Source organism: Kosakonia sp. PSU_27, assembly GCF_039409795.1.
Classification (GTDB): domain Bacteria; phylum Pseudomonadota; class Gammaproteobacteria; order Enterobacterales; family Enterobacteriaceae; genus Kosakonia.
The window spans coordinates 154,968-177,880 of sequence record NZ_JBCIVK010000007.1 but is presented as its reverse complement, the minus strand read 5'-3'; the positions used below and the strand labels follow the sequence as shown (position 1 = coordinate 177,880).

The following is a 22,913-nucleotide window of genomic DNA, read 5'->3' as shown; positions in this document are numbered from 1 at the left end:
TTGGCAAACAAGGAGAAGCCGTATGGCGGTATGAAAATGAAAAAGGAGCCGCTGGCTCCTTTTTCAATAAAGATATCAAGTTAAATGAAGAGATTAAGCGGCGGGCGGTGCTTTGGCGACATTCACCATCCAGGGAATGCCGAATTTATCAGTCACCATGCCAAAACCGTGCGCCCAGAATGTCTCCTGCCACGGCATGGTGACGCGCCCGTCGGCGGCAAGCGCGTCGAACCAGGCTTTGCCTTGATCGACATCCTGTGTGGCGAGACTTAAGGTAAAACCGCTGTAATCCCCACTGTTTTGCCTGCCGTCGCTCATCATGATTTCGCTACCGGCAATGCGTAAATTCGCATGGGCAATATCGTTATCGGCGAAAGCCTGACCCGCAGCGCAGCTTTCATCGCTATTGCTCTCTTGCGGAGATTTAGGCATTTCACCAAATGTTATCTTGTAGGTTAATTCGGCATGGAGTGCCTGTTGGTAAAACTCGATGGCCTGCTGGCACTGGCCAGAAAAAGAGATGTAGGGACTGAGCGGCATAATCATTACCTCGGGTAACGAAATCTGCCATAAAGTGTAGTCGCTGCGGGAAAAAGTAAACCAGACGGGAAGCGAATGCTTCCCGTCAAAACATCAATTCTTTTTAACAAATTCAGATTTGAGTTTCATTGGACCAAAACCGTCGATTTTACAATCGATATTATGATCGCCTTCCACCAGACGAATATTTTTTACCCTGGTGCCAATCTTCAACATTGAAGAACTGCCTTTTACTTTCAAGTCTTTAATTACGGTGACGGTATCACCATCGGCTAAAAGATTGCCGTTAGCATCTTTGACGATTAATTCATCTGCATCGTGAGCAGGTTCCGCATCGTTCCACTCGTGAGCGCATTCCGGGCAAATGAACATGCCATTATCTTCATAGGTGTATTCGGAATTACATTTTGGGCAGTGGGGGAGTTGCATAGGGAGTTCCTCAAAAGTACATACAGAGCGGGATAAACCGCACAAAGGCTCAGCGCCAGAAAGGCTGCGATTATACAGCAAAACCGTACAGTTGCCGTTGTTATTATTTTTTTCAGAAAAAACATAAAAAGATGAAAGTAGTGACACAACCTGTCATTCGGTTAAGCGATGCTTATCGCAGAAACATGATGAGTAAATTCTTACACCAGTTATTTAGATTATTTTCTGGTGGAAATTGCCAGCATTTACTAATTCATATAAGGTGGCGTGTAGTATCTGGTGTAATTCGAACCCGAACTGTCATGCCTGCTACGCTGCCAGCAATGGTGGTTATTACCTCTCAAATTGGGTGGGTAAATAAATGATGATATATCCTGGTTGTTCCCGAAAATGAGCTAAGCTCAAACTCTCTGGTTTTTATCACCGGAGTTGCGCCGCTGTCATTTTTTGAGAAAAAAAATATATATTTTCCTGAGTATCATCAGGCGTTTATCTTTTCGAAGATATTTTCCACACGTAATTATAAAAGCCGAAACTTCACTAATAAAACATTCCGGCTAAATAAAAGTAAGAAAATTTGCGTTAAGGAAAGACTTTTGACATGCACACACAAACAATTTTTGAATTAAGCCAGGAAGCAGAAAGATTGTTGCAACTTTCCTTGCACAATCTCCAGGCTTTAAAAAAAATACCGACGGCGACGTTTGATGAGACGAACGCCACCGGTAAGGCGGAAAACGCCAATGTTTTGCCGTTGCATTTCAGCGCGCGCGGCGTTGAAGCGCAGCAGGCGACGCTGCATAACGAATTACGGAAAATTACCCGGCTGGAAATGGTGCTGGCGATTGTCGGTACCATGAAGGCAGGAAAGTCGACCACCATCAACGCGATTGTTGGCACGGAAGTGCTGCCCAACCGCAACCGGCCGATGACCGCGCTGCCCACCCTTATTCGCCACACACCTGGTCAAAAAGAGCCGGTGCTGCACTTTTCTCACGTCGGGCCTATCGACGCGCTTGCGCAACAGCTTCAGACGCGGCTTTTTAATTACAACCGTGAAAAGCTGGCGCAAAAAATTGAAATCGATAAAGACATGGCCGCGCTGCTGGATCGTATTGCGCAAGGCGATGCTTTTGATAAGCACTATCTGGGCGCACAGCCGATCTTCCACTGCCTGAAAAGCCTCAATGATCTGGTGCGCCTCTCCAAAGCGCTGGATGTGGACTTCCCCTTTTCCGCGTATGCGGCGATTGAACACATTCCGGTGATTGAGGTGGAGTTTGTGCATCTGGCCGGGCTCGATAATCAACTGGGCCAACTGACACTGCTGGATACCCCCGGGCCGAATGAAGCCGGGCAGCCACATCTGCAAAAAATGCTCAGCGAGCAACTGGCGCGCGCTTCGGCGGTGCTGGCGGTGATGGACTACACACAGCTTAAATCCATCTCTGATGAGGAAGTGCGCCGCGCGATCTCCTCGGTCGGCCGCTCGGTGCCGTTGTACGCACTGGTGAATAAATTCGATCAAAAAGATCGCAACAGCGACGATGAAGATCAGGTGAAGGCGCTGATTTCCGGTACGTTAATGAAAGGAAACATTAACCCGACCCAAATTTTCCCGGTCTCTTCAATGTGGGGCTATCTGGCGAACCGCGCCCGCCATGAGTTGCAGCACCAGGGGCGTTTGCCGGATCCGCAAGAGCAACGCTGGGTGCAGGACTTTGCCGAAGCCGCGCTCGGACGCCGCTGGCGCAACGCCGATTTAGAGGATATTGAGCATATCCGCCATGCCGCCGATCTGCTGTGGGAAGATTCGCTGTTTGAAAAACCGATTCGCACACTGCTGCATGCCGCACACGCGAACGCCTCGCTTTATGCGCTGCGTTCGGCGTCGCATAAGCTGCTGAACTACACCCAAAGCGCCCGCGAGTACCTTGATTTTCGCTATCAGGGATTAACCGTGGCCTATGAAAAGCTGGAGCAAAACATCTCCCGGCTGGAAGAGGACATGGCGCTGCTGCGTAGCTGCCAGGAAGGCGTTAGCGATGAAATTGAACATGAAGTGGAAGAGGCGCTCGCCGCAGCCGAAATTTATATTCATGGCCAGCAATTTGAAATTGTCGAAGCCATTGATGCCTGGTTCCATGATGGTCAGTTAATGACAATGGTCAGAGACAGCCATGCTGACCTGCGTTTCGATGAACATTTCGCGCCGGGGCAACTGGTGCTGGAAAATGAAGGCCAGGCGCAGGTCGCGCTCAGTAAAATCCGCTCGGTGTGCGAGACGATTTTAGTCGCGGCGCAGGAGCGCATCAGCCGTGAGCTGGCACAGCGTTTCGACGAACTGGAAAATACGCTGGCGCGCTCGTTGAACGATGCGATGCGCCCCATCGAAACCCGTATTAAAGAGGAACTTACGCACGCCGGTTTTCGCGCACGTATCAGTTTCCCGGCGTTCCAGGCAAGCGCGCTCAACTTTAACGCCCGTTCGTTGTTTACCAATGTGATCGCGCCGCAAGATTTGCCTGCCGGGCAGGCGCCGCGCGCTGGCAGCATGCGGGAAACTGTGTCGCGCTGGCTCAACAACCCCAGCTGGGGGTGGGACGATTATGTCGCCACGCGTACCCGCTACGTGATCGACCTTACGGCGTTAAATAAGAAACTCATCGACCATGTTGCTCATTTTTGTGAACAAATTCGTAAAGCTTTAAGCGCGCAGGTCGATGTTTCTGTTACGGCGGGAATGGCGACATTTTTTGCCGAGTTCTCGTTAAGTCTCGCGGGACTACAGGAAAGTTTGCGTGACAGCCTGGCGATACGACAGCAGAACGAGTCGTCAGTGTTGGCGTTGCGCCAGCAGTTGCAGCAGAGCATCAGGACGGCCAATTGGATCCATGAGGACGCACGCCTGTTACGCGATGATATACAAACCCTCTTCGCGGCAGATCTACCATGAAAAATCGACTACTGGACGGCCCGGGGCGCGTACTTGAGTGTATTCACCCGAAATTTATCGTGGATTTGGTGCAGGGCGTTGATGCGCCGCGCCAGACGCCGATTGTGCCTCAACAGCAGTTGTTTCGTGAGCGGCTGACGCAGGAGATCATGGCGCAAACGCAGCTGCGCCCGTGGGCAATGTCTGGCGTATTAAATGAAAACGACGCGCTGCGTCTGGGGCTGGCGGAAAAACTGGCCAGCATGCTTGATCCGGGATATCTGGCATTAACCCGCATTACCGAGCGGCTGGCGGCATTGCAACAAGCGGAGCGCCGTCCTGCCAACGCGACGCCTGGCGTGCAGCAGCAATATGACGAGCTGGTTGAGCATTTCAGCCAACGTGCGGCGTGGAAAGAGAAAGCGCTGACCCAGCGCGGACTGGCCGTACAGGCGGGCAACCATAGCGAGCAAGTTTTTGCCCACTGGCGCGCCGGGAATTACAACGGCTGGTCGATGGCCGGACGCTGCTACATCGCGCTGGAAGAGTTGCGCTGGGGGGCGTTTGGAGATGCCTGCCGCCTGGCGAATGAAGGTGTGGCGACGATGCTGAAAGATAATCTGCGCGCGATGGCTGCCGATTTTCTGGCGCAGGGGATTAATGCTTCGCCGGCAACCCGACATTTCTACCACCAATGGCTGGCGACACCTTCGACGCCAGGATTGATGGACTATAAAGATTTACTCGGCTGGCTTGGCGACTGGTGTGATGCTGAACGCCATCCGATCTGCTGGTCTGTCACCCAGAGTTGGCAAACGGTGGCGCTCGGCATGCCGCGGCTCTGTTCCGCGACACGCATCGCGACGGCGATGGTCGACGAAGTGTTTGGTGAGTAACCCGCTTTCATACCCGTAAACATCCCTCTTATAAAGACAGCGTTGAGTAACAGTGAGAGGGGTAATCAAAACCCGCAACGTGCATTTTCTCCCGGTCATGCGCGCGAGCATGGCAAAGCCAACCCTTGCTGACCACGCCCGCCGGATGCGCTTTTCAACTGGCAATAAAAAAGCCCCGTCAGGGGCTTTTTTGATCGAGCATCTTTAGTGTCCTGTCGACTCGATCGGGTTCTCTGCTTCCTCTTTCGCGTGCGGCACATGACCGAAGCGTTTCGCATACAGCGCGGTGATAATCGGCACCAGAATGGCCGTCACTATCACACTTGCGGCGACCAGCGCGGTTGCGGATGCGGCTACCGGTTCAAATGCCGGGTTAATCTGCGCGATAATCACCGGGTTCGCCACCGCCGCGCCTGCCGCAGAAGAGGCTGCCACACCTGCCGTTCCGTTGCCGCCACCGATTACACGGTCGGCGATAATCAGCGGAATACCGGTGATGATAATCACCGCAACGCCGAGGAAGATGCCCAGCAGGCCGGTTTGCATGATAACGCTCAGGTTGATGGTGTTACCCAGCGCGAAGCCGAAGAACGGGATCAGCACCGGCGTTGCTTTACTGAAGAAAGCGCGCAAATCATGATCGAGGTTACCGAGCGCGAAACCAATCAGGAACGGCAGCACGGCGCCGACAAAGTGGTGCGGCTCAAACGAGGCCAGACCGGCGGAGCCGAGGATCACCATGGTCATCAGCGGGCCGGATTCCAGCGACATCAACACAAACGCGCCAGACTCCTCTTTGCTGCCGTACTGGTTCATCAGGCTCGCGTACAGACCGCCGTTGGTCATATCCATGGCGGATACCAGCGCCAGCACGGAAAGCCCGGCAAAGAATCCGGTCTGGATGCCGGTGTCCGGAATAAACGACGCGGCGATCATCGCCACTACCCAGGCGACGGCAATTTTTGTCAGCACCAGCGTGCCGGATTTACGTAAAACGGTGCCGGTAGCGCGTAAATCAATGGACGCGCCAATACAGAAAAACCACACCGCAAGAATGGGTACTGTGCCGGTAATCATCCCTTTAGTGAATGAGCCAAAATAAGCACCGGTATCCGGTGCCAGCGTATTCAACATTGCGCCTAACAGCAGCGGAACCAGCATCATCCCGCCAGGAATGCGTTCTATCGTGGCCTTGATTTTCATAATAAATCCTCACTGCTCGTCATTGCCATGAACGAGGAAAGCTAAAAATTAATAGTGAATATTTTCAATTCATTAAAGAATTTCTCAGGCAGGGCACTCGCTATCGATTGCCGCTGGTCGCCGCATTTAAAGACGCTGTGTTGCGCCACTCTGCGGGGTTATGTCGCTATCATCCGATCAATGGAATATCTATTCAATAAGAATGAAACAATGTTTTAGTTACTCCGATCACATATTTTGCGTAAAGATAATCTGATATTTGTTTATTTATTTTTGCTGTAAATGAGTTGTGAAGAAATATATGGGGGAGATGGCAAGGAAGGTAATAATCACGAAGGTGATTACCGGCATGTTTTTAGCCTGCTCCGCATTAGATGTTTCTTATTCCCGATGAAAGAAAAAGCGTTAAAACTGTGAGGAGGATTATTGCGTGGTAAAACTATGTGAATTTGATCACATTTTTAAACCCTGTTAGGGTAAAAAGGTCATTCATTGCCCGGCAGGCGTCAACAGGTTCGGTTGTACAGGCTTTAAACAGTCCGTGTAAGTAAACCTGCTACGCTTGAACAGGAAGGCTGAAAAGCCATTTAAAACGCCCGGCAGGGAGAGTACGCCGGGCGGTTCAGGGCGAAAGTCTAAAGAGGAATAGATGCATGCTAAAAAGGAAAAAAATTAAACCCATCACCTTGCGTGATGTAACTATTATCGATGATGGCAAATTGCGTAAAGCGATTACCGCCGCATCGTTGGGTAACGCCATGGAGTGGTTTGATTTCGGCGTTTACGGCTTTGTCGCCTACGCCCTTGGTAAGGTGTTCTTCCCCGATGCAAACCCCAGCGTGCAGATGATTGCTGCGCTTGGGACCTTCTCCGTTCCGTTCCTGATTCGTCCGTTAGGCGGCCTGTTCTTCGGCATGTTGGGCGATAAATATGGCCGACAAAAAATCCTCGCAATAACGATAGTGATCATGTCCGTCAGTACCTTCTGTATTGGTCTGATCCCGTCGTATGCCACCATTGGTATCTGGGCGCCGATTTTACTGCTGCTGTGTAAGATGGCGCAGGGCTTTTCGGTGGGCGGCGAATATACCGGGGCATCCATCTTTGTCGCCGAATACTCGCCGGACCGAAAACGCGGCTTTATGGGCAGCTGGCTGGATTTTGGTTCCATCGCCGGTTTTGTGCTCGGCGCGGGCGTCGTCGTTCTGCTCTCTACCATTGTCGGTGAGGAGAACTTCCTCGACTGGGGCTGGCGTATCCCGTTCTTCCTGGCGCTCCCGCTGGGGTTAATCGGTCTCTATCTGCGCCACGCACTGGAAGAGACGCCTGCCTTCCAGCAGCACGTCGACAAACTGGAGCAGGGCGATCGTCAGGGGTTGCAGGATGGGCCTAAAGTCTCATTTAAAGAGATTGCGACCAAACACTGGCGCAGCCTGCTGGCCTGTATTGGTCTGGTGATTTCCACCAACGTGACCTACTACATGCTGCTGACGTATATGCCAAGTTACCTGTCGCATAACCTGCACTATTCCGAAGACCACGGCGTGCTGATCATCATTGCTATCATGATTGGTATGCTGTTTGTGCAGCCGGTAATGGGGCTGTTGAGCGACCGCTTTGGCCGCCGTCCGTTTGTTATTCTGGGCAGCATTGCGCTGTTTGTGCTGGCGATCCCGGCCTTCATCATGATTAACAGCAACATTATTGGCCTGATCTTCGCGGGTCTGCTGATGCTGGCGGTGGTGCTGAACTGCTTTACCGGCGTGATGGCATCAACGTTGCCAGCGATGTTCCCGACGCATATTCGCTACAGCGCGCTGGCAAGCGCGTTCAACATCTCTATCCTGATTGCCGGTTTGACGCCGACGCTGACGGCCTGGCTGGTGGAAAGTTCAGCCAATCTGCTGATGCCTGCCTATTACCTAATGGTGGTTGCGGTGATTGGCCTGATTACCGGCCTGACGATGAAAGAGACAGCGAATCTACCGCTGAAAGGAGCGACCCCGGCGGCGTCGGATCTGCAGGAAGCGCGGGAAATCTTGCAGGAACATCACGATAACATTGAGCAGAAAATCGAAGATATCGATGAGGAGATCGCTCAGTTGCAGGAAAAACGTGCTCGCCTGGTGCAGCAACATCCAAAAATCAACGAGTAATGCCAATCCCGGATGGCGCGGTCATCCGGGATTTTTAGCATCCCGCCGCAATATAATCTCCGTTTGCACTCACCGGAATAACCGTTAAAAACAGCACCAGCGCGAACAGGATCAGCGCCACGCCACCGGCGATTTTCAGCACCGGAACGAACTTGTGTAATGTGCTTGCCTCACCGCCAAAAAACGCCGCCGTGCTGTTACGCGCATAGCGCACCGCCAGCGACAATCCGGCGATCGACAGTGCCGTGCCGACCGCCATGGTCATCACCGCCGCAATGCCCCAACTCACGATGCCGAGCGCATTGGCGAAGAGCAAAATCATGATCGCACCGCTGCACGGGCGTGCGCCAATAGCGAGGATCACACCAAGACGCGTTTTCCAGTCGCCTTGCGTGCTCATGCCAACGCCGTGATGGCCGCAGCCGCAATGATCGTCGTGCTGATGTGCGGGAGCCAGTGAGCGGATTGCCAGTTTTCGTGGCTGCAGGGTTTTGAGTGCATTCCAGACGACATACGCACCGAAACCGCCAATCATCACCGCGCTTATTTTCTCAACGTACCAGCGGCTTTCACTGAGATCGCCTGCGGCAAGGTTGAAACCGACCGCCAGAATAAAGACGAACAGAATAGCGCTGACGCCTTGCATCAGGCTGCCCAGCACGGGAACGACGCGCGCCGCAATCTGGCTTTCGTTGTTAGTGCTAAGCCAGGTGGTAACGATGAATTTGCCGTGGCCTGGGCCAATCGCGTGCAGCACGCCATAAAAGAACGCGCCGGTCAGCAGCCATAAGCCGCCGCTGTACTGGTGGTTGTTCAGTTGCAGCAAATACATCACCAGATAGCGGTGCAGGGTGATTTGCGTTGCCAGGCACCATTGCAAAAAGGCCGCCCAGTGCGCATGTAAAACGAAGGCAGCAGCCAGCACCACCGCCAGTAGGGCAACGGCGGCGGGTAAGCGCCAGTCACGGGTGAGAAGTTGCGTGGTCATAGGTGTGCGGGCGTTGGGGGGAATCTCCGGAGTATAGGCGGCGAATACCGTTGGCTCCAGTCTTCGCCGCGCTTTGTCTTACACGTTGAGCTGGCGTTTGTGCCAGCGCCCCAGAACCAGCACCGTAGTCAGCGCGCCAAGCAGGGCGCAGAACATATCCGACTGGGTATCCCACGGATCGCCCTGGGTGCCGAGAAACTCATCTGCGCCCTGGCCCATAGCCAGCGCCGCCCACCATTCAATTAATTCATAGGTGGCGCTAATCGCCAGCGCAATGCAGCAGACGATAAAGTCGAGCATCTTCCCGCCCCGCACATATTGCCCGCGCAGCAGTATTTCTCTGGCAGCAAGCGCCGGCACCAGCCCCTGAAAGAAGTGGCCGAGTTTGTCATACGGGTTACGGCTCAGCCCCAAAAGATGTTGCACATCAAAACCAACCGGGACTTTCGCGTAGGTATACATGCCGCCGACCATCAGAATAATGGCGTGGAAAAAGATCAGCACATACAGCAGCGATGTCAGCGGATAACGGCGCCAGGTGACGAGCAACAATGGCACGACAACCATTACCGGAACCACTTCCATCAGCCAGGTCACCCGGTCTTTGGCAAACCAGCCGGTATAGATAAGGATCACTAACAGCACCAGCGCCGCCGCAGACAGCGAGGCGCGATTCACGCTCTTAACCATAGGAATATCCGTTTCAGGAAAAACGACACTATTGACGCCATCGCATGGAAAAACAAGGTGCTGCGATTTTCAGTAGAACAATGTGGCGGGAAAGGAGAGAGCAATGAAAGGTCGGGTGCGCTGAAGAGGATTCCAGCGCGGCGAAGAGCCGCATGGTGCAGGGTCGGTTAACGAACATGCACGGCGAATAATCGAACGCAGTTTGATGAAGGGTCCGCATTTCCGAAAGCAAAAACCCGCCTTTGGGGCGAGTTCTTTAAAATAGTGGTGCCCGGACCCGGACTAACGCCGTCAGGCGTTGAACAGCGCGCTTGTCGCGCTGGCCCCGAAGGGGGGAGCCGCTTGCGGCGAATAATCGAACGCAGTTTGATGAAGGGTCCGCATTTCCAAAAGCAAAAACCCGCCTTTTGGGCGGGTTCTTTAAAATAGTGGTGCCCGGACCCGGACTAACGCCGTCAGGCGTTGAACAGCGCGCTTGTCGCGCTGGCCCCGAAGGGGGGAGCCGCTTGCGGCGAATAATCGAACGCAGTTCGATGGAGAGTCCATATCTCCAAAAGCAAAAACCCGCCTTTTGGGCGGGTTCTTTAAATAGTGGTGCCCGGACTCGGAATCGAACCAAGGACACGGGGATTTTCAATCCCCTGCTCTACCGACTGAGCTATCCGGGCAACGGGGCGCATTAAACCTTAATCGTCTTAAGGCGTCAACTTTATTTCCTTCAATTCTATCCAGTTGCTCAACTTTGCGGCAATCTGAGCAATTGCGCGGCACAAATCGACCATTGCACAAATCTTCCAGACTTTTACCTTAAAGATATGAATGCTAACTTCCGGTGGCACGTTGGAGGCGATATGGCGAAAGACTGGCTGGAACTGCGGCAACATGCGGACACGGGAATTGAAACCATCCGCGCGCATTTTGAAGGGCACGCTTACGATCCGCACTGGCACGATAGCTACCTGGTGGGCATTACGCTTTCCGGTACGCAGCAGTTTCACTGTCGGCGGGAGCGCCACCGCAGCACGCCGGGCGATGCCTTTCTACTGGAGCCGGGTGAGATCCACGATGGGGATGCCCCGGTAGAAGGCGGGTTTACCTATCTGACCTTTTACCTTGATGATCGCTGGCTCAGCGACACATTACGCGGCCTGTATGAATCGGTGCCGTCGAGCTATTCACTGCATTTTTCCCACACTATCGCCAGGGAACCGCAATTGATCCGCGCGATTGCCCGGACCTTTTACGCACTGCATTGCGAAGAGATGCGCATCATCCAGCAAAGCGCCATGGATGGGCTGCTCAGCCAGCTTACGCACCATTGCCAGTGGCGCAAACGGCTGCCGTCGCAATTGCAAAGCACAGCCATTGCCCACCGTGCGCGTGATTATCTGCATGCGCACATTGGCGATAACGTTGGCCTTTCGGATCTGGCGCGCGAAACGGGAACCGATCGCTTTACACTGACGCGCTGTTTTAAACGCGAGTTCCATTTAAGCCCGCACGCCTGGCTGATCCAACTGCGGCTCGCCACCGCACGTTCGCAGCTGGCGAAAGGGGAGACGCCAGCAAGCGTTGCTGCCGCGCTGGGATTTGCCGATCAAAGCCATCTTGGGCGCTGGTTTCAGCGCGCATATCGCCTCTCGCCCGCCCACTACCGCAGGCTGTGCACAAATCTTCCAGACGACGACAGCAAATAACGCGACAGTCTAAGGCTCATTAATAAGGAGCCTGCCTGTGAACCTGTTTTATAGCTATCTGCCGTTTTTACTCTTCGCGTTTGTGGCGTCGATTACTCCTGGCCCAACCAACATTTTGATCCTGACCAGCAGCCAGCGCTTTGGCATCAAAGCGACGTTGCCTGCGGTGGTGAGCGCCTGCGTGGCGGCCAGCCTGATTGTCTTTATCTCCGGCGCGGGCGCGGGTGAAGTGCTGCGCAGCTATCCGCTGGTACGTGAGGTGATGAGCTGGGCAGGGGCGTTGTGGTTAAGCTGGCTGAGCTGGCAATTATTTACCGCGCCCGCGGCCGATTTGCAGGGCGAAGTGCAGCGACCGTTTAGCGGCCGTGCGGCGGCGATGCTGCAACTGATTAACCCGAAAACCTGGATGATGGCGCTGGCGGTGGTAAGCCTGTTTGCCCCGCACGGCGCGCATCCTTTGCGCGAGGTGTCGTTACTGTCACTGTGGTTTTTGTTGATCTCTCTGCTGTGCCTGAGCGCGTGGACGCTGCTCGGCAAGGCGGTCAACCGGCTGTTTCGCACCACCACATCGCTACTCTGGTTTCAGCGTGTGATGGCACTGTGCCTGTTGCTTTCCGCCTGGGCGGGATTTCTGGGCGCTTAGGTCAGCGCACCGCCCTGGCGGCAGCGGGCAAAACGCAGAATATCTTCCGCCAGCCGCTGGGCCGTATCGACATCGGCCTGGCTGCGGTTAACCAGCATCCGGCTCAGACAGCCCTCCAGCACCAGCTCCATCTGCTTCGCCACCATCGCTGGATCGTCCACTTCTAACTGCGTCAGCAGCTGATGGGTGAAATCATGCGCGTCGCGCTTTTGCTGATCCGCAAGCTGGTGGATCGGGTGCGCCGGATCAGGGAAGAAGGTGCAGGCGGCAATAAACAAGCAACCCGGATAGCGGTTATTGCTCACACATTCGGTGAGCGCCCCGTAGCGCGCCAGCAGTTTTTGCTCATTGCTGAGCGTTTCGTCCAGCAGCAGTTGCCTGCGCCAGACATCTACCTGCTGGCTGAGATAACGCAGCGCGTCATACAGCAGCGCCTCTTTGTCTGGCCAGAAACGGCGGAACTCATCGATGGGATAGTCGATGCGCTCGGCAACCATTTCAAGAGTGGTGTCCGCAATCCCTCTTAATTCAAGTAATTGCAAAGTTTGACTCAAAACGTCTTCGCGTTGCACGGTGATATCCTCCGTTATCTGAAGCGAGTTCCCCCACACAGTGTTGTTTACGGGGCGCGATTGCGCAAATGCGCGGCGAACGCGGCGGCGTCCATAAACCCGGTCACCCGGGCTGCCGGTTGCTCACGGCCTTGCGCGTCGAAAAACAGGATCGTCGGCAGACCCAGCACATTGAGCTGGCGCAGCAGCGCAGCGTCCTGCGCGTTGTTGGCCGTTACGTTGGCCTGCAATAACACGGTATCTTTCAGCGCCGCCTGTACGCGGGCGTCGCTAAAGGTGTACTTCTCAAACTCTTTGCACGCCACGCACCAGTCGGCATAGAGATCCAGCATCACCGGGCGGCCGTTGGCCTGCGCCAGCGCCTGGTTCAGATCGTCGACGGTGGAAATGGACGTGAAGGCCAGCGGCGAGTGTGTCTGCGCGGCGGGGGTGCCAAACGCCCAATCCTGTAACGGACGCGCACAGACCAGCGCCGCGCCGAGCAGGGCGATTTGCAGCACGCGGACAAACGCACGCTTCGCACCCAGACTGGTGATAAATGCCCAGCCGAAAAACGCCACGCCGAGCAGCGACCACAGCCGCAGCCCCCAGGTTTCACCGAGCACGCGCTCCAGCAGAAAGATCGGCAGGGCGAGGATCACAAAACCAAAAGCGGTTTTGACCTGCTCCATCCACGGCCCGCTTTTGGGTAGCAGCCGGTTACCGAACACCGTCACGAGGATCAGCGGCAGGCCCATGCCCAGCGCGTAAAGATAGAGCGTACCGCCGCCGAGCCACAGGTTACCGCTTTGCGCAATATAGAGCAGGATGGCGCTTAACGGCGCGGTAGTGCAGGGCGAACAAATCAGCCCGGCTATCGCGCCCATGGCAAACACCCCGCCCACGGAGCCGCCCTGCTGGCGGTTGCTCCACAGGGTTAAGCGGGTCTGCAGTGCAGAAGGAAGCTGTAAGGTAAACAGGCCGAACATCGACAGCGCCAGCAGCGTGAACAGCACCGACAAGCCAATCAGCACATACGGGTGTTGCAGCGCCGCCTGGAATGATAACCCTGCCGCTGCGACCACCAGCCCCAGCGCCGTATAGGTGAGCGCCATTCCTTGCACGTAGATAAACGCCAGCAGCAGCGCGCGCGGCGTGGCAAGGCGCTGTTTCCCGCCAAGTACAATGCCGGAAATCAGCGGGTACATTGGCAGCACACAGGGCGTAAAGGCGATACCAATACCGATCAACAGCGCCCATAGTGCAGAGAAGGGGAGTTGTTTTTCCGTGGTGTCCTGCGTTGCGGCTGGCGGTGTATTCACCGGTGCCTGTGTCGTTGCCGCCGCGACTTCTATCAGCGGCACCACTTTGGTTTCAGGCGGGTAACAGAAGCCGGCATCGGCGCAGCCCTGGTAAGTGACGGTCAGCGTTGCGCCTTTTGCCGCCGCGTTGATATCGAGCGGCAGGTTCAGGCGCTGGCGGTAGATTTCCGTTTTGCCGTAGAACTCATCTTCATGCATCTCCCCTTTTGGCAGCGTTAACGCGCCAATAGTTGCTTGCGCCGGGGTGACGTGAATTTGCTGGCGATAAAGGTAGTAACCCTCTTTAACCTGCCAGTTGAGCGTTAAGTCATGCTGATGCTGCTGAAAATCAAAGATAAACGCCTGGTCGGCGGGCACAAAACTGGAGCGACCGGGCGCGTCGAATAAGCCCGCAAAAGCGGTTGTGCTGCACAGCAGCAGGATCAGCGTAAAGATGCGTTGAGCCATGAGAGGTAATCGTAATCTCCGTGGGTGACGGGTAAAGCCAGTAATTCCGGGGTTTGGTACGGATGGTGCGCTTTGATGCTGGCGAAGAGGTCTTCCAGATGTGCGACATCGGTTTTGAGCAGCAGTTGCACTTCATACTCTTGTTCGAGTTTGCCTTCCCAGTAATAGAGCGAGGTCGCGCCCGGCAAAATGGTGACACAGGCAGCGAGCTTATCTGCCAGCACTTTGGCCGCCAGATCCTGGGCGGTGGCTTCATCCGGGGCGGTGCAGAGTACAACAACGGCGTCAGGCGTGTTCATCGTCAACCTCGTAAGCGCGAAAGCCACGACTATACCACGCGAAGTGAGAGGATCGGGCCGCCGGGCGACCCGATTTTAAGACCTTTACAACAAGATACCGCCGAAGATAAAGCCCAGCATGACGCACAGGGCAATGGCGATCACGCCGGGAACGAGGAACGCGTGGTTAAAAACAAACTTGCCGATGCGCGTTGAGCCGGTGTCATCCATTTCGACCGCTGCCAGCAGAGTTGGGTACGTTGGCAGCACAAACAGCGCGGAAACGGCGGCAAACGACGCAATTGCCGTCAGCGGGGTGACACCGAGCAGCAGCGCAGCAGGCATCAGCGCTTTGGTGGTTGCGGCTTGCGAATAGAGCAGCGTTGCGGCGAAGAACAGCACCACCGCCAGCAGCCACGGGTAGCTATGGAGCAGATCGCCCGCCACCGTCTGGATATCTTCAATATGGTGTTTCACGAAGGTATCGCCGAGCCACGCCACGCCGAGCACACAAATACAGGCGCTCATACCAGATTTAAAAGTGCTGGCATTCAGGATTTCGCCGGTGTCGATTTTGCAGGTCAGGCAAATCAGCGTGGCGATGGTCAGCATAAACACCACGATCGCTTCGTTACGCGGTAGCACCGGGTTGGTGATTAAGCCAACGGTTGGGCTGATGGCGGTGGCGTAGAGCATCACGGCGACAATACCAATCAGGAACAGCAATACCGAGCGTTTGGCATGCGGCTTCATGGCAAAAACCTGGCTGCCGCGCAGCTTCACTTCGCCTTTCGCCAGGCGTTCCTGATAGACCGGATCATCTTTCAGCTCGCAACCGAGGAAGTTACAGACCACCGCCGTCAACATGACCGCAATCAGCGTCACCGGAATACAAATTGCCAACAGCGTTAGATAGCTCACGCCAAGTGGTTCAAGGATGCCAGCAAAAAAGACTACTGCCGCAGAGATGGGCGACGCGGTAATCGCAATTTGCGAGGCGACGACAGCAATCGACAGCGGACGCGACGGGCGAATACCTTGCTCTTTCGCCACTTCGGTAATTACCGGCAGCGTGGAAAACGCGGTGTGCCCGGTACCGGCGAGAATGGTCATAAACCAGGTGACCAGCGGCGCGAGAAAGGTGATGTACTTCGGATGGCGGCGCAGCATTTTTTCCGCCAGGCTCACCAGATAATCCATCCCGCCCGCTACCTGCATGGCGGCGATAGCGGCGATAACCGCCATAATAATTTCTATGACATCAAAGGGAATTGCCCCGGGTTTGATTTGAAAGAACAGGGTGAGAACCAGTACACCAAGGCCACCGGCAAAACCAATGCCGATGCTGCCTAATCTGGCGCCAAGGTAGATAGCAATCAGGACGAGGACAAGCTCTGCAGCAAACATAGTTGGCTTCCTTGTTTAACTAAGTGATATCGAATTGTTATAGTTTAGTAACCATCCAAAAGAAAAAGGCACGTCGCTCAGGACGTGCCTTTTGTCTTTCTAACCGTCGGAATTACTGTTCGCTTTCATCGGTATAACGCTTCGCTTTATAAGCCGGGTGCATCAGGTTTTGCGCCGAGAAGATGTCGTCCAGCTCCGCTTCCGTCAGCAGGCCGCGCTCCAGCACCACTTCACGCACGCTCTTACCGGTTTCGGCGCAAATCTTGCCAACGATGTCGCCGTTGTGGTGGCCGATGAACGGGTTGAGGTAAGTAACGATGCCGATGGAGTTATAGACATAGCCTTCGCACACTGCTTTGTTGGCGGTAATGCCGTTGATGCATTTTTCCAGCAGGTTGTAGCAGGCGTTGGTCAGAATATGCACCGACTCAAACATGGCCTGGCCAATCACCGGTTCCATCACGTTCAACTGCAACTGGCCCGCTTCGGACGCCATGGTGACGGTGGTGTCGTTGCCGATCACTTTAAAGCACACCTGGTTCACCACTTCCGGCACAACCGGGTTCACTTTTGCTGGCATGATGGACGAGCCCGCCTGCAACTCCGGCAGGTTGATCTCATTCAGCCCGGCTCGCGGCCCGGAGGAGAGCAGGCGCAAGTCGTTACAGATTTTAGAAAGTTTTACCGCCAGGCGTTTCAGCGAGCTGTGCACCATCACGTAGGCGCCGCAGTCGGAGGTCGCTTCAATCAGGTCTTCCGCCGGAACCACCGGCAGATTGCTCACTTCCGCCAGTTTTTGCACGGCCAGTTGTTGATAGCCGTCCGGGGTGTTGAGGCGCGTACCGATTGCCGTTGCACCAAGGTTCACTTCCAGCAGCAGTTCGGCGGTACGCAGCAGGTTTTTGGTTTCTTCATTCAGCAGCACGTTGAAAGCGTGGAACTCCTGACCGAGGGTCATCGGCACCGCGTCCTGCAACTGGGTGCGGCCCATTTTCAGGATATCCTTGAACTCCACGGCTTTGTTTTCGAAGCCTTCGCCGAGCTGTTTGATGGCATCAACCAGTTTGACGATGGAGGCGTACACCGCGATGCGGAACCCGGTCGGGTAGGCGTCGTTGGTGGACTGGCATTTGTTAACATGATCGTTCGGGTTGAGGAACTGATATTCACCTTTCTGATGGCCCATCAGCTCAAGACCGATGTTCGCCAGCACTTCGTTAGTGTTCATGTTCACGGAGGTGCCCGCACCGCCCTGATAGACGTCTACCGGGAACTGGTCCATGCATTTGCCATTGTTGAGGACCTCATCACATGCGGCAACGATAGCGTTGGCGATACTTTTCGGGATGGTTTGCAGCTCTTTGTTCGCCAGCGCTGCCGCCTTTTTCACCATCACCATGCCACGGACAAACTCAGGAATATCGCTGATTTTGCTGTTGCTGATATAAAAGTTTTCAATCGCTCTCAGAGTATGCACGCCGTAGTAGGCATCCGCTGGCACTTCCCTGGTACCTAACAAGTCTTCTTCGATACGAATGTTGTTTAACATGTGAACCTTCTTTTTCAAGCTACGAATGAATACACCAAACACACAAAATTAATGTGGTTATGTGTCTTTTTCGACCGACGATTATCCCCTTAATCGGCCGGATGACTGAAATTATATGCTGAAGGAAAGGAAATGCCGTAATCGGGATCACTTATTATCCCCGTCAATGCATCATAATTAATAATATGTGAAATAAGTCACCGCTTCGTAACAGACAAAAATTTACAACCGCCGCGAAATTGAATTTTCCGCATTTGCCACCATCTGATCAGGATGCGATTTGCAAACCCATTTCGACAGACGCTCTGACGCGGCTGTTCATTGACAGGAGAAGCCAGTGCGCTGGATACCGTTTATTGCAGTCTTTTTATACGTTTACATCGAGATCTCGATCTTTATTCAGGTCGCGCATGTTTTTGGCGTGCTGATGACACTGATTCTGGTGATCTTCACTTCGGTGATTGGCATGTCGCTGGTGCGCAACCAGGGATTTAAGAACTTTTTGCTGATGCAGCAGAAGATGGCGGCGGGCGAAAGCCCGGCGGCGGAGATGATCAAAAGCGTTTCGCTGATTATCGCTGGCTTGTTGCTGGTACTGCCGGGATTCTTTACCGACTTCCTTGGCCTGCTGTTGCTGTTGCCGCCGGTGCAAAAACACCTGACGCTGAAACTGATGCCGCATTTACGTTTTTCGCGGATGCCGGGCGGCGGGTTTGGCGCGGGCAGCGCTGACGGGCAGACATTTGAGGGCGAATATCAGCGCAAAGACAATCCGCGCGATCGTCTGGATAACAAAGACGATCGCTAATTTCTGACGCCCGGCAATGCCGGGCTTCTTTTTATGGCTGAGTGGAATGAATGGAGGTTGTGCGGCGCTTTGGCAGCAGCAACCACAATGCCAACAGCATGAAAACCGCGTAAAGACTCTTCCAGCCGGGGATCACCAACAGCAGCAAACATAGCGCGCTGCCGAGTACCGCCAGCGCCTTGAACCGCCCTTTCAACAAACGACAGCCCGCCAGCATGCACAGCAGATAAATCATGATGAAAATGCCGTTCGCGTAAATGATCAACGTATCAAGATTCACGCTGAAGGCGTAAATCGCGAGGGTGCAGAACATGCAGCAGATAATTACCGCGTTCAGCGCATTTAAGGGCAACTGGCGTCTGGAGAGCTTCGCCAGTGCGCTATCCGGCTTGTATGCCGCCTGCGACCATACCAGCCGGGCAAAACTCTGGATATAGATATTCAGGCTGGCGAAACAGGCCAGATAACCAATAATGCAGGCAATCCACAGCGCGTGTTTACCAAACAACTCAACGACAATCACCGGCAGCGACGCCGCTGCGCCCTGAGTTCGCCAGACATCGAAGTGCAGCACCACAACGGTACAGGCCCAGTAAACCGAGCCAGCCAGCAGCAGGCCAATCATCAGTGCGCGCGGGAAATCCCGCTCGGGGTTTTTGAATTCAGAGGCCAGATGGGCGAAAGCTTCAAGCCCGACGAAACACCAGAACATCACCGCCAGCGAAGCCGACATCGCCGAAACGTGCACTTCTGAGATTGGCGGAAAAGGGATATCGCTGAAACTTATGCCGCCGCGCCACCAGATCGCCACAATTAACGCCACAATCAGCCCGGCGATAATCGATTGCAGGTTCGCGCTGGAACCCGCGCCTCGTGTACCCAGCAGCCAAATCAGCGCCAGCGTACCCAACTCAGTCATCAACAATTGCGGCCCCTGCCAGCCAAACATGCCTTGCCAGAAACCCGCAGCAATGTGCAGCGCGGCGGGCAATCCAACCGGGATAACAGAGAGAAACAACCAGCCCGTTACGCGTTCAAGACGCGGGCCGAAGGCCATACCGACGAAATACGCTACGCCGCCCGCGCTGGGAAAGTGGCGGCCCAGCGCGGCAAAAACAATGGCGACCGGGAAGACGAGCACGATCAGTAATGGCCATGCCCACAGGCTGCTGTTACCCGCCGCCAGTGCGGCCAGCGCCGGAACGGCGAACACGCCGGTGCCCAGTAAAGAGGTGGAAAGTAACCCAATGCCCTGAGCCAACCCCAGCTCTTGTTTTAATCCGCTCATTGTCTTTTGTCTGCTTATCGTCAGGTGCGTCGATGTTATCACAATCAGTTTTGCTGATGGCTGCCGCAGCCCCTGCCAGCAATAGTGGTTTATCTACGGATAAATTTTCGCAAATTTTTTTTGCTGTTCCCCCTTGAAGGGGGAAAAAGCCAACCCCATCTCTCAGGTCACCAGCCGGATAACCGTTTGTGGCCCGGCGTCATCCATAACTGATAAAGACTTTCTCAAAGGAGAGCTATCAATGAGTATTCGTCCGTTACATGATCGTGTGATCGTCAAACGTAAAGAAGTTGAGTCTAAATCTGCTGGCGGTATCGTTCTGACCGGTTCTGCGGCAGGCAAATCAACTCGTGGCGAAATCATCGCTGTCGGTAAGGGCCGCATCCTGGAAAACGGTACTGTGCAACCGCTGGACGTGAAAGTGGGTGATATCGTGATTTTCAACGATGGTTACGGTGTGAAAGCTGAGAAGATCGACAACGAAGAAGTGTTGATCATGTCCGAAAGCGACATTCTGGCAATTGTGGAAGCGTAACAGCGCGCGCGAACGAACCTGAACGAATTTAAGGAATAAAGAAAATGGCAGCTAAAGACGTAAAATTCGGTAATGACGCTCGTGTAAAAATGCTGCGCGGCGTGAATGTTCTGGCAGATGCAGTGAAAGTTACCCTCGGTCCGAAAGGCCGTAATGTGGTTCTGGATAAATCTTTCGGTGCACCGACCATCACCAAAGATGGTGTTTCCGTAGCACGTGAAATCGAACTGGAAGATAAGTTCGAAAACATGGGCGCGCAGATGGTGAAAGAAGTGGCTTCCAAAGCGAACGACGCTGCGGGCGACGGTACCACCACTGCAACCGTACTGGCGCAGTCCATCATCACTGAAGGCCTGAAAGCTGTTGCTGCGGGCATGAACCCGATGGATCTGAAACGTGGTATCGACAAAGCTGTCTCTGCTGCGGTCGAAGAGCTGAAAGCCCTGTCTGTACCGTGCTCTGACTCTAAAGCGATTGCACAGGTTGGTACTATCTCCGCTAACTCCGACGAAACCGTAGGTAAACTGATCGCTGAAGCGATGGATAAAGTCGGTAAAGAAGGCGTGATCACCGTTGAAGACGGTACCGGTCTGCAGGACGAACTGGACGTGGTTGAAGGTATGCAGTTTGACCGCGGCTACCTCTCTCCTTATTTCATCAACAAGCCGGAAACTGGCGCAGTAGAACTGGAAAGCCCGTTCATCCTGCTGGCTGATAAAAAAGTTTCCAACATCCGCGAAATGCTGCCGGTTCTGGAAGCCGTTGCGAAAGCAGGCAAACCGCTGCTGATTATCGCTGAAGATGTTGAAGGCGAAGCGCTGGCAACGCTGGTGGTGAACACCATGCGCGGCATCGTGAAAGTGGCTGCGGTTAAAGCACCTGGCTTCGGCGACCGTCGTAAAGCCATGCTGCAGGACATCGCTACCCTGACCGGTGGTACCGTGATTTCTGAAGAAATCGGTATGGAACTGGAAAAAGCGACCCTGGAAGATCTGGGCCAGGCTAAACGTGTTGTGATCAACAAAGACACCACCACCATCATTGATGGTGTGGGCGAAGAAGCGGCAATTCAGGGTCGTGTGACTCAGATTCGTCAGCAGATCGAAGAAGCCACTTCCGATTACGACCGTGAAAAACTGCAGGAGCGCGTAGCGAAACTGGCTGGCGGCGTTGCCGTTATCAAAGTTGGCGCAGCAACTGAAGTTGAAATGAAAGAGAAAAAAGCCCGCGTTGAAGATGCGCTGCACGCGACCCGTGCTGCCGTTGAAGAAGGCGTTGTGGCTGGCGGCGGCGTTGCGCTGATCCGCGTAGCAAGCAAACTTGCCGAGCTGAAAGGCCAGAACGAAGACCAGAACGTGGGTATCAAAGTTGCGCTGCGCGCAATGGAAGCTCCGCTGCGTCAGATCGTGCTGAACTGCGGTGAAGAGCCGTCTGTTGTGGCTAACTCTGTGAAAGCAGGCGACGGTAACTACGGTTACAACGCGGCTACCGAAGAGTACGGCAACATGATCGACATGGGTATCCTGGATCCGACTAAAGTGACTCGTTCTGCTCTGCAGTACGCGGCCTCTGTAGCTGGCCTGATGATCACCACCGAGTGCATGGTGACTGACCTGCCGAAAGGCGATGCGCCGGACTTAGGTGCTGCTGGTGGTATGGGCGGCATGGGCGGTATGGGCGGCATGATGTAATCGCTGCCGGACGCGCGTTCAGGGCGACCTGGCGCGAGTTCAACGAAAAAGAGCGGGCTTCGGCCCGCTCTTTTTTTGTTAACTGAAAACCATGTTCTGCGGGTGCGCTCATTATCAGGTCGTGGCTCTGTCTTATTGTTTTGGCGTTAAACGCGACTGGCGGCGGCATCTTTTTAAGACGTTGGTACGCCTTTTCGCAGCGTAATCACTGCCGCTTTCTATGACGTCGGATGTTTATACTTCGCACCGTATCTTTTTTCATTATTTTCCCCAATTTGTGCGGCCTGAGATGGCGGCATTTTTCTTTTGGTCATCTTTTTAGTATAAGGTTTACACACGGGCGACATGCGTCCAGCTCATTGATTATGGGGAATAACATGTACGTAAAACATTTAGCAGGGATTATTGGCGCCTCGCTGTTGCTGGCAGGGTGTAGCAGCAATAATGAATTGACCGCCGGCGGGCAGAACGTTCGCTTTGTCGAGGAGAAACCGGCGGCAACCTGCCAGTACCTCGGTACCGCCACGGGTTCGCAGAGCAACTGGCTCTCAGGTCAGCATGGTGAGGAAGGCGGCTCGCTGCGCGGCGCAGCGAATGCATTGCGTAACCAGGCTGCAGCCATGGGCGGTAACGTGTTGTACAGCGTCTCAAGCCCGACGCAAGGCTTCTTATCCAGCTTCGTGCCGACCGCCAGCGAAATGAATGCGCAAGTGTATAAATGCCCGAACTGAGATATTTAATAGCGCCCCGCCAGTAATGGCGGGGCGCAACTATTTAAAATAACCTCTCTTTTATTTTTAACAGGTTGCTTCTGATTATTTAAGTATGAATAAGCGTGAATATAATTCCTCTGCTAATTA

The 22,913-nt window shown here is 54.3% G+C and carries 20 protein-coding genes and 1 tRNA gene; 9 read left to right on the top strand and 12 right to left on the bottom strand.

Annotated elements, in window-relative coordinates:
• Nucleotides 1–93: 93 nt before the first annotated feature.
• Nucleotides 94–540 carry a VOC family metalloprotein YjdN gene (gene yjdN / locus AAIG26_RS18760; protein ID WP_020456192.1) on the bottom strand — a complete coding sequence of 149 codons (447 nt, stop codon included), beginning with the start codon at nucleotides 538–540 and terminating at the stop codon, nucleotides 94–96.
• A gap of 93 nt (nucleotides 541–633) precedes the next feature.
• A complete protein-coding gene (locus tag AAIG26_RS18755) occupies nucleotides 634–969 on the bottom strand; it encodes a zinc ribbon domain-containing protein YjdM (RefSeq protein WP_045511864.1) in 336 nt (111 codons plus the stop codon).
• 601 nt (nucleotides 970–1,570) lie between these two features.
• Here AAIG26_RS18755 and crfC point away from each other — a divergent pair.
• A complete protein-coding gene (gene crfC / locus AAIG26_RS18750; RefSeq protein ID WP_020456194.1) occupies nucleotides 1,571–3,925 on the top strand; it encodes a clamp-binding protein CrfC in 2,355 nt (784 codons plus the stop codon).
• On the top strand, nucleotides 3,922–4,800 hold the full coding sequence (locus AAIG26_RS18745) for a diguanylate cyclase regulator RdcB family protein (RefSeq protein WP_020456195.1): 879 nt from the start codon (nucleotides 3,922–3,924) through the stop codon (nucleotides 4,798–4,800). The genes crfC and AAIG26_RS18745 overlap by 4 nt, the downstream gene beginning before the upstream one ends.
• Nucleotides 4,801–5,004: 204 nt before the next feature.
• Here AAIG26_RS18745 and kdgT read toward each other — a convergent pair whose 3' ends face one another.
• The gene (kdgT, locus tag AAIG26_RS18740; RefSeq protein WP_020456196.1) at nucleotides 5,005–6,003 is read right to left on the bottom strand and encodes a 2-keto-3-deoxygluconate transporter; all 999 of its coding nucleotides are present in this window, start codon (nucleotides 6,001–6,003) and stop codon (nucleotides 5,005–5,007) included.
• 653 nt (nucleotides 6,004–6,656) lie between these two features.
• Here kdgT and proP point away from each other — a divergent pair.
• On the top strand, nucleotides 6,657–8,159 hold the full coding sequence (proP, locus tag AAIG26_RS18735; protein ID WP_020456197.1) for a glycine betaine/L-proline transporter ProP: 1,503 nt from the start codon (nucleotides 6,657–6,659) through the stop codon (nucleotides 8,157–8,159).
• Between the two features lie 34 nt (nucleotides 8,160–8,193).
• Here the strand turns inward: proP and AAIG26_RS18730 are convergent, their stop codons facing one another.
• The 3 genes from AAIG26_RS18730 to AAIG26_RS18720 all read right to left on the bottom strand — a co-directional run bounded on the left by AAIG26_RS18730 (nucleotide 8,194) and on the right by AAIG26_RS18720 (nucleotide 10,505).
• Nucleotides 8,194–9,147 carry a nickel/cobalt transporter gene (locus AAIG26_RS18730; RefSeq protein WP_313627300.1) on the bottom strand — a complete coding sequence of 318 codons (954 nt, stop codon included), beginning with the start codon at nucleotides 9,145–9,147 and terminating at the stop codon, nucleotides 8,194–8,196.
• A 78-nt stretch (nucleotides 9,148–9,225) separates the two neighbouring features.
• The gene (locus tag AAIG26_RS18725) at nucleotides 9,226–9,837 is read right to left on the bottom strand and encodes a DUF2238 domain-containing protein (RefSeq protein ID WP_020456199.1); all 612 of its coding nucleotides are present in this window, start codon (nucleotides 9,835–9,837) and stop codon (nucleotides 9,226–9,228) included.
• Between the two features lie 592 nt (nucleotides 9,838–10,429).
• Nucleotides 10,430–10,505, bottom strand: a tRNA-Phe gene (locus tag AAIG26_RS18720).
• A 183-nt stretch (nucleotides 10,506–10,688) separates the two neighbouring features.
• Between AAIG26_RS18720 and AAIG26_RS18715 the strand changes: the two genes are divergently transcribed.
• Both AAIG26_RS18715 and AAIG26_RS18710 read left to right on the top strand, forming a co-directional pair.
• On the top strand, nucleotides 10,689–11,534 hold the full coding sequence (locus AAIG26_RS18715) for an AraC family transcriptional regulator (protein WP_343181208.1): 846 nt from the start codon (nucleotides 10,689–10,691) through the stop codon (nucleotides 11,532–11,534).
• Nucleotides 11,535–11,571: 37 nt separating this feature from the next.
• Nucleotides 11,572–12,177: a LysE family translocator gene (locus AAIG26_RS18710; RefSeq protein ID WP_343181207.1), complete on the top strand. Its 606-nt coding sequence runs from the start codon at nucleotides 11,572–11,574 to the stop codon at nucleotides 12,175–12,177.
• Here AAIG26_RS18710 and AAIG26_RS18705 read toward each other — a convergent pair.
• From AAIG26_RS18705 to aspA, 5 genes are all read right to left on the bottom strand, one after another.
• Nucleotides 12,174–12,749: a transcriptional regulator gene (locus tag AAIG26_RS18705; RefSeq protein WP_017459204.1), complete on the bottom strand. Its 576-nt coding sequence runs from the start codon at nucleotides 12,747–12,749 to the stop codon at nucleotides 12,174–12,176. The genes AAIG26_RS18710 and AAIG26_RS18705 overlap by 4 nt on opposite strands.
• A 47-nt stretch (nucleotides 12,750–12,796) precedes the next feature.
• On the bottom strand, nucleotides 12,797–14,497 hold the full coding sequence (locus AAIG26_RS18700) for a protein-disulfide reductase DsbD (protein WP_343181206.1): 1,701 nt from the start codon (nucleotides 14,495–14,497) through the stop codon (nucleotides 12,797–12,799).
• Complete coding sequence (cutA, locus tag AAIG26_RS18695; RefSeq protein WP_017459202.1) at nucleotides 14,473–14,796, bottom strand: divalent cation tolerance protein CutA; 324 nt, start codon at nucleotides 14,794–14,796, stop codon at nucleotides 14,473–14,475. Before cutA ends, AAIG26_RS18700 begins: the two co-directional genes overlap by 25 nt.
• A gap of 84 nt (nucleotides 14,797–14,880) precedes the next feature.
• Nucleotides 14,881–16,182: an anaerobic C4-dicarboxylate transporter gene (locus AAIG26_RS18690; protein ID WP_045514340.1), complete on the bottom strand. Its 1,302-nt coding sequence runs from the start codon at nucleotides 16,180–16,182 to the stop codon at nucleotides 14,881–14,883.
• Nucleotides 16,183–16,294: 112 nt separating this feature from the next.
• Nucleotides 16,295–17,731, bottom strand: coding sequence for an aspartate ammonia-lyase (aspA, locus tag AAIG26_RS18685; protein ID WP_020456206.1), 1,437 nt, complete (start codon nucleotides 17,729–17,731; stop codon nucleotides 16,295–16,297).
• Nucleotides 17,732–18,068: 337 nt separating this feature from the next.
• Here aspA and AAIG26_RS18680 point away from each other — a divergent pair, with 337 nt between their 5' ends.
• Nucleotides 18,069–18,539, top strand: a complete 471-nt coding sequence (locus AAIG26_RS18680; RefSeq protein ID WP_343181205.1) for an FxsA family protein — start codon at nucleotides 18,069–18,071, stop codon at nucleotides 18,537–18,539.
• 31 nt (nucleotides 18,540–18,570) lie between these two features.
• Here AAIG26_RS18680 and yjeH read toward each other — a convergent pair whose 3' ends face one another.
• A complete protein-coding gene (gene yjeH / locus AAIG26_RS18675; RefSeq protein ID WP_343181203.1) occupies nucleotides 18,571–19,827 on the bottom strand; it encodes an L-methionine/branched-chain amino acid transporter in 1,257 nt (418 codons plus the stop codon).
• A 241-nt stretch (nucleotides 19,828–20,068) separates the two neighbouring features.
• Here yjeH and AAIG26_RS18670 point away from each other — a divergent pair, with 241 nt between their 5' ends.
• The 3 genes from AAIG26_RS18670 to AAIG26_RS18660 all read left to right on the top strand — a co-directional run bounded on the left by AAIG26_RS18670 (nucleotide 20,069) and on the right by AAIG26_RS18660 (nucleotide 22,784).
• Nucleotides 20,069–20,362 (top strand): co-chaperone GroES, encoded by a 294-nt coding sequence (locus AAIG26_RS18670; protein ID WP_007372708.1) that lies wholly within the window; start codon nucleotides 20,069–20,071, stop codon nucleotides 20,360–20,362.
• Nucleotides 20,363–20,406: 44 nt separating this feature from the next.
• The gene (gene groL, locus AAIG26_RS18665) at nucleotides 20,407–22,053 is read left to right on the top strand and encodes a chaperonin GroEL (protein ID WP_020456209.1); all 1,647 of its coding nucleotides are present in this window, start codon (nucleotides 20,407–20,409) and stop codon (nucleotides 22,051–22,053) included.
• Between the two features lie 377 nt (nucleotides 22,054–22,430).
• Nucleotides 22,431–22,784: a DUF4156 domain-containing protein gene (locus AAIG26_RS18660; RefSeq protein ID WP_020456210.1), complete on the top strand. Its 354-nt coding sequence runs from the start codon at nucleotides 22,431–22,433 to the stop codon at nucleotides 22,782–22,784.
• The last annotated feature ends 129 nt before the right edge of the window (nucleotides 22,785–22,913 follow it).

Bases quoted from the DNA above. Each gene is read 5' to 3' on its own strand.
- yjdN (WP_020456192.1), bottom strand. From the start codon at position 540: ATGCCGCTCAGTCCCTACATCTCTTTTTCTGGCCAGTGCCAGCAGGCC.
- AAIG26_RS18755 (WP_045511864.1), bottom strand. From the start codon at position 969: ATGCAACTCCCCCACTGCCCAAAATGTAATTCCGAATACACCTATGAA.
- crfC (WP_020456194.1), top strand. From the start codon at position 1,571: ATGCACACACAAACAATTTTTGAATTAAGCCAGGAAGCAGAAAGATTG.
- AAIG26_RS18745 (WP_020456195.1), top strand. From the start codon at position 3,922: ATGAAAAATCGACTACTGGACGGCCCGGGGCGCGTACTTGAGTGTATT.
- kdgT (WP_020456196.1), bottom strand. From the start codon at position 6,003: ATGAAAATCAAGGCCACGATAGAACGCATTCCTGGCGGGATGATGCTG.
- proP (WP_020456197.1), top strand. From the start codon at position 6,657: ATGCTAAAAAGGAAAAAAATTAAACCCATCACCTTGCGTGATGTAACT.
- AAIG26_RS18730 (WP_313627300.1), bottom strand. From the start codon at position 9,147: ATGACCACGCAACTTCTCACCCGTGACTGGCGCTTACCCGCCGCCGTT.
- AAIG26_RS18725 (WP_020456199.1), bottom strand. From the start codon at position 9,837: ATGGTTAAGAGCGTGAATCGCGCCTCGCTGTCTGCGGCGGCGCTGGTG.
- AAIG26_RS18715 (WP_343181208.1), top strand. From the start codon at position 10,689: ATGGCGAAAGACTGGCTGGAACTGCGGCAACATGCGGACACGGGAATT.
- AAIG26_RS18700 (WP_343181206.1), bottom strand. From the start codon at position 14,497: ATGGCTCAACGCATCTTTACGCTGATCCTGCTGCTGTGCAGCACAACC.
- cutA (WP_017459202.1), bottom strand. From the start codon at position 14,796: ATGAACACGCCTGACGCCGTTGTTGTACTCTGCACCGCCCCGGATGAA.
- AAIG26_RS18690 (WP_045514340.1), bottom strand. From the start codon at position 16,182: ATGTTTGCTGCAGAGCTTGTCCTCGTCCTGATTGCTATCTACCTTGGC.
- aspA (WP_020456206.1), bottom strand. From the start codon at position 17,731: ATGTTAAACAACATTCGTATCGAAGAAGACTTGTTAGGTACCAGGGAA.
- yjeH (WP_343181203.1), bottom strand. From the start codon at position 19,827: ATGAGCGGATTAAAACAAGAGCTGGGGTTGGCTCAGGGCATTGGGTTA.
- AAIG26_RS18670 (WP_007372708.1), top strand. From the start codon at position 20,069: ATGAGTATTCGTCCGTTACATGATCGTGTGATCGTCAAACGTAAAGAA.
- groL (WP_020456209.1), top strand. From the start codon at position 20,407: ATGGCAGCTAAAGACGTAAAATTCGGTAATGACGCTCGTGTAAAAATG.
- AAIG26_RS18660 (WP_020456210.1), top strand. From the start codon at position 22,431: ATGTACGTAAAACATTTAGCAGGGATTATTGGCGCCTCGCTGTTGCTG.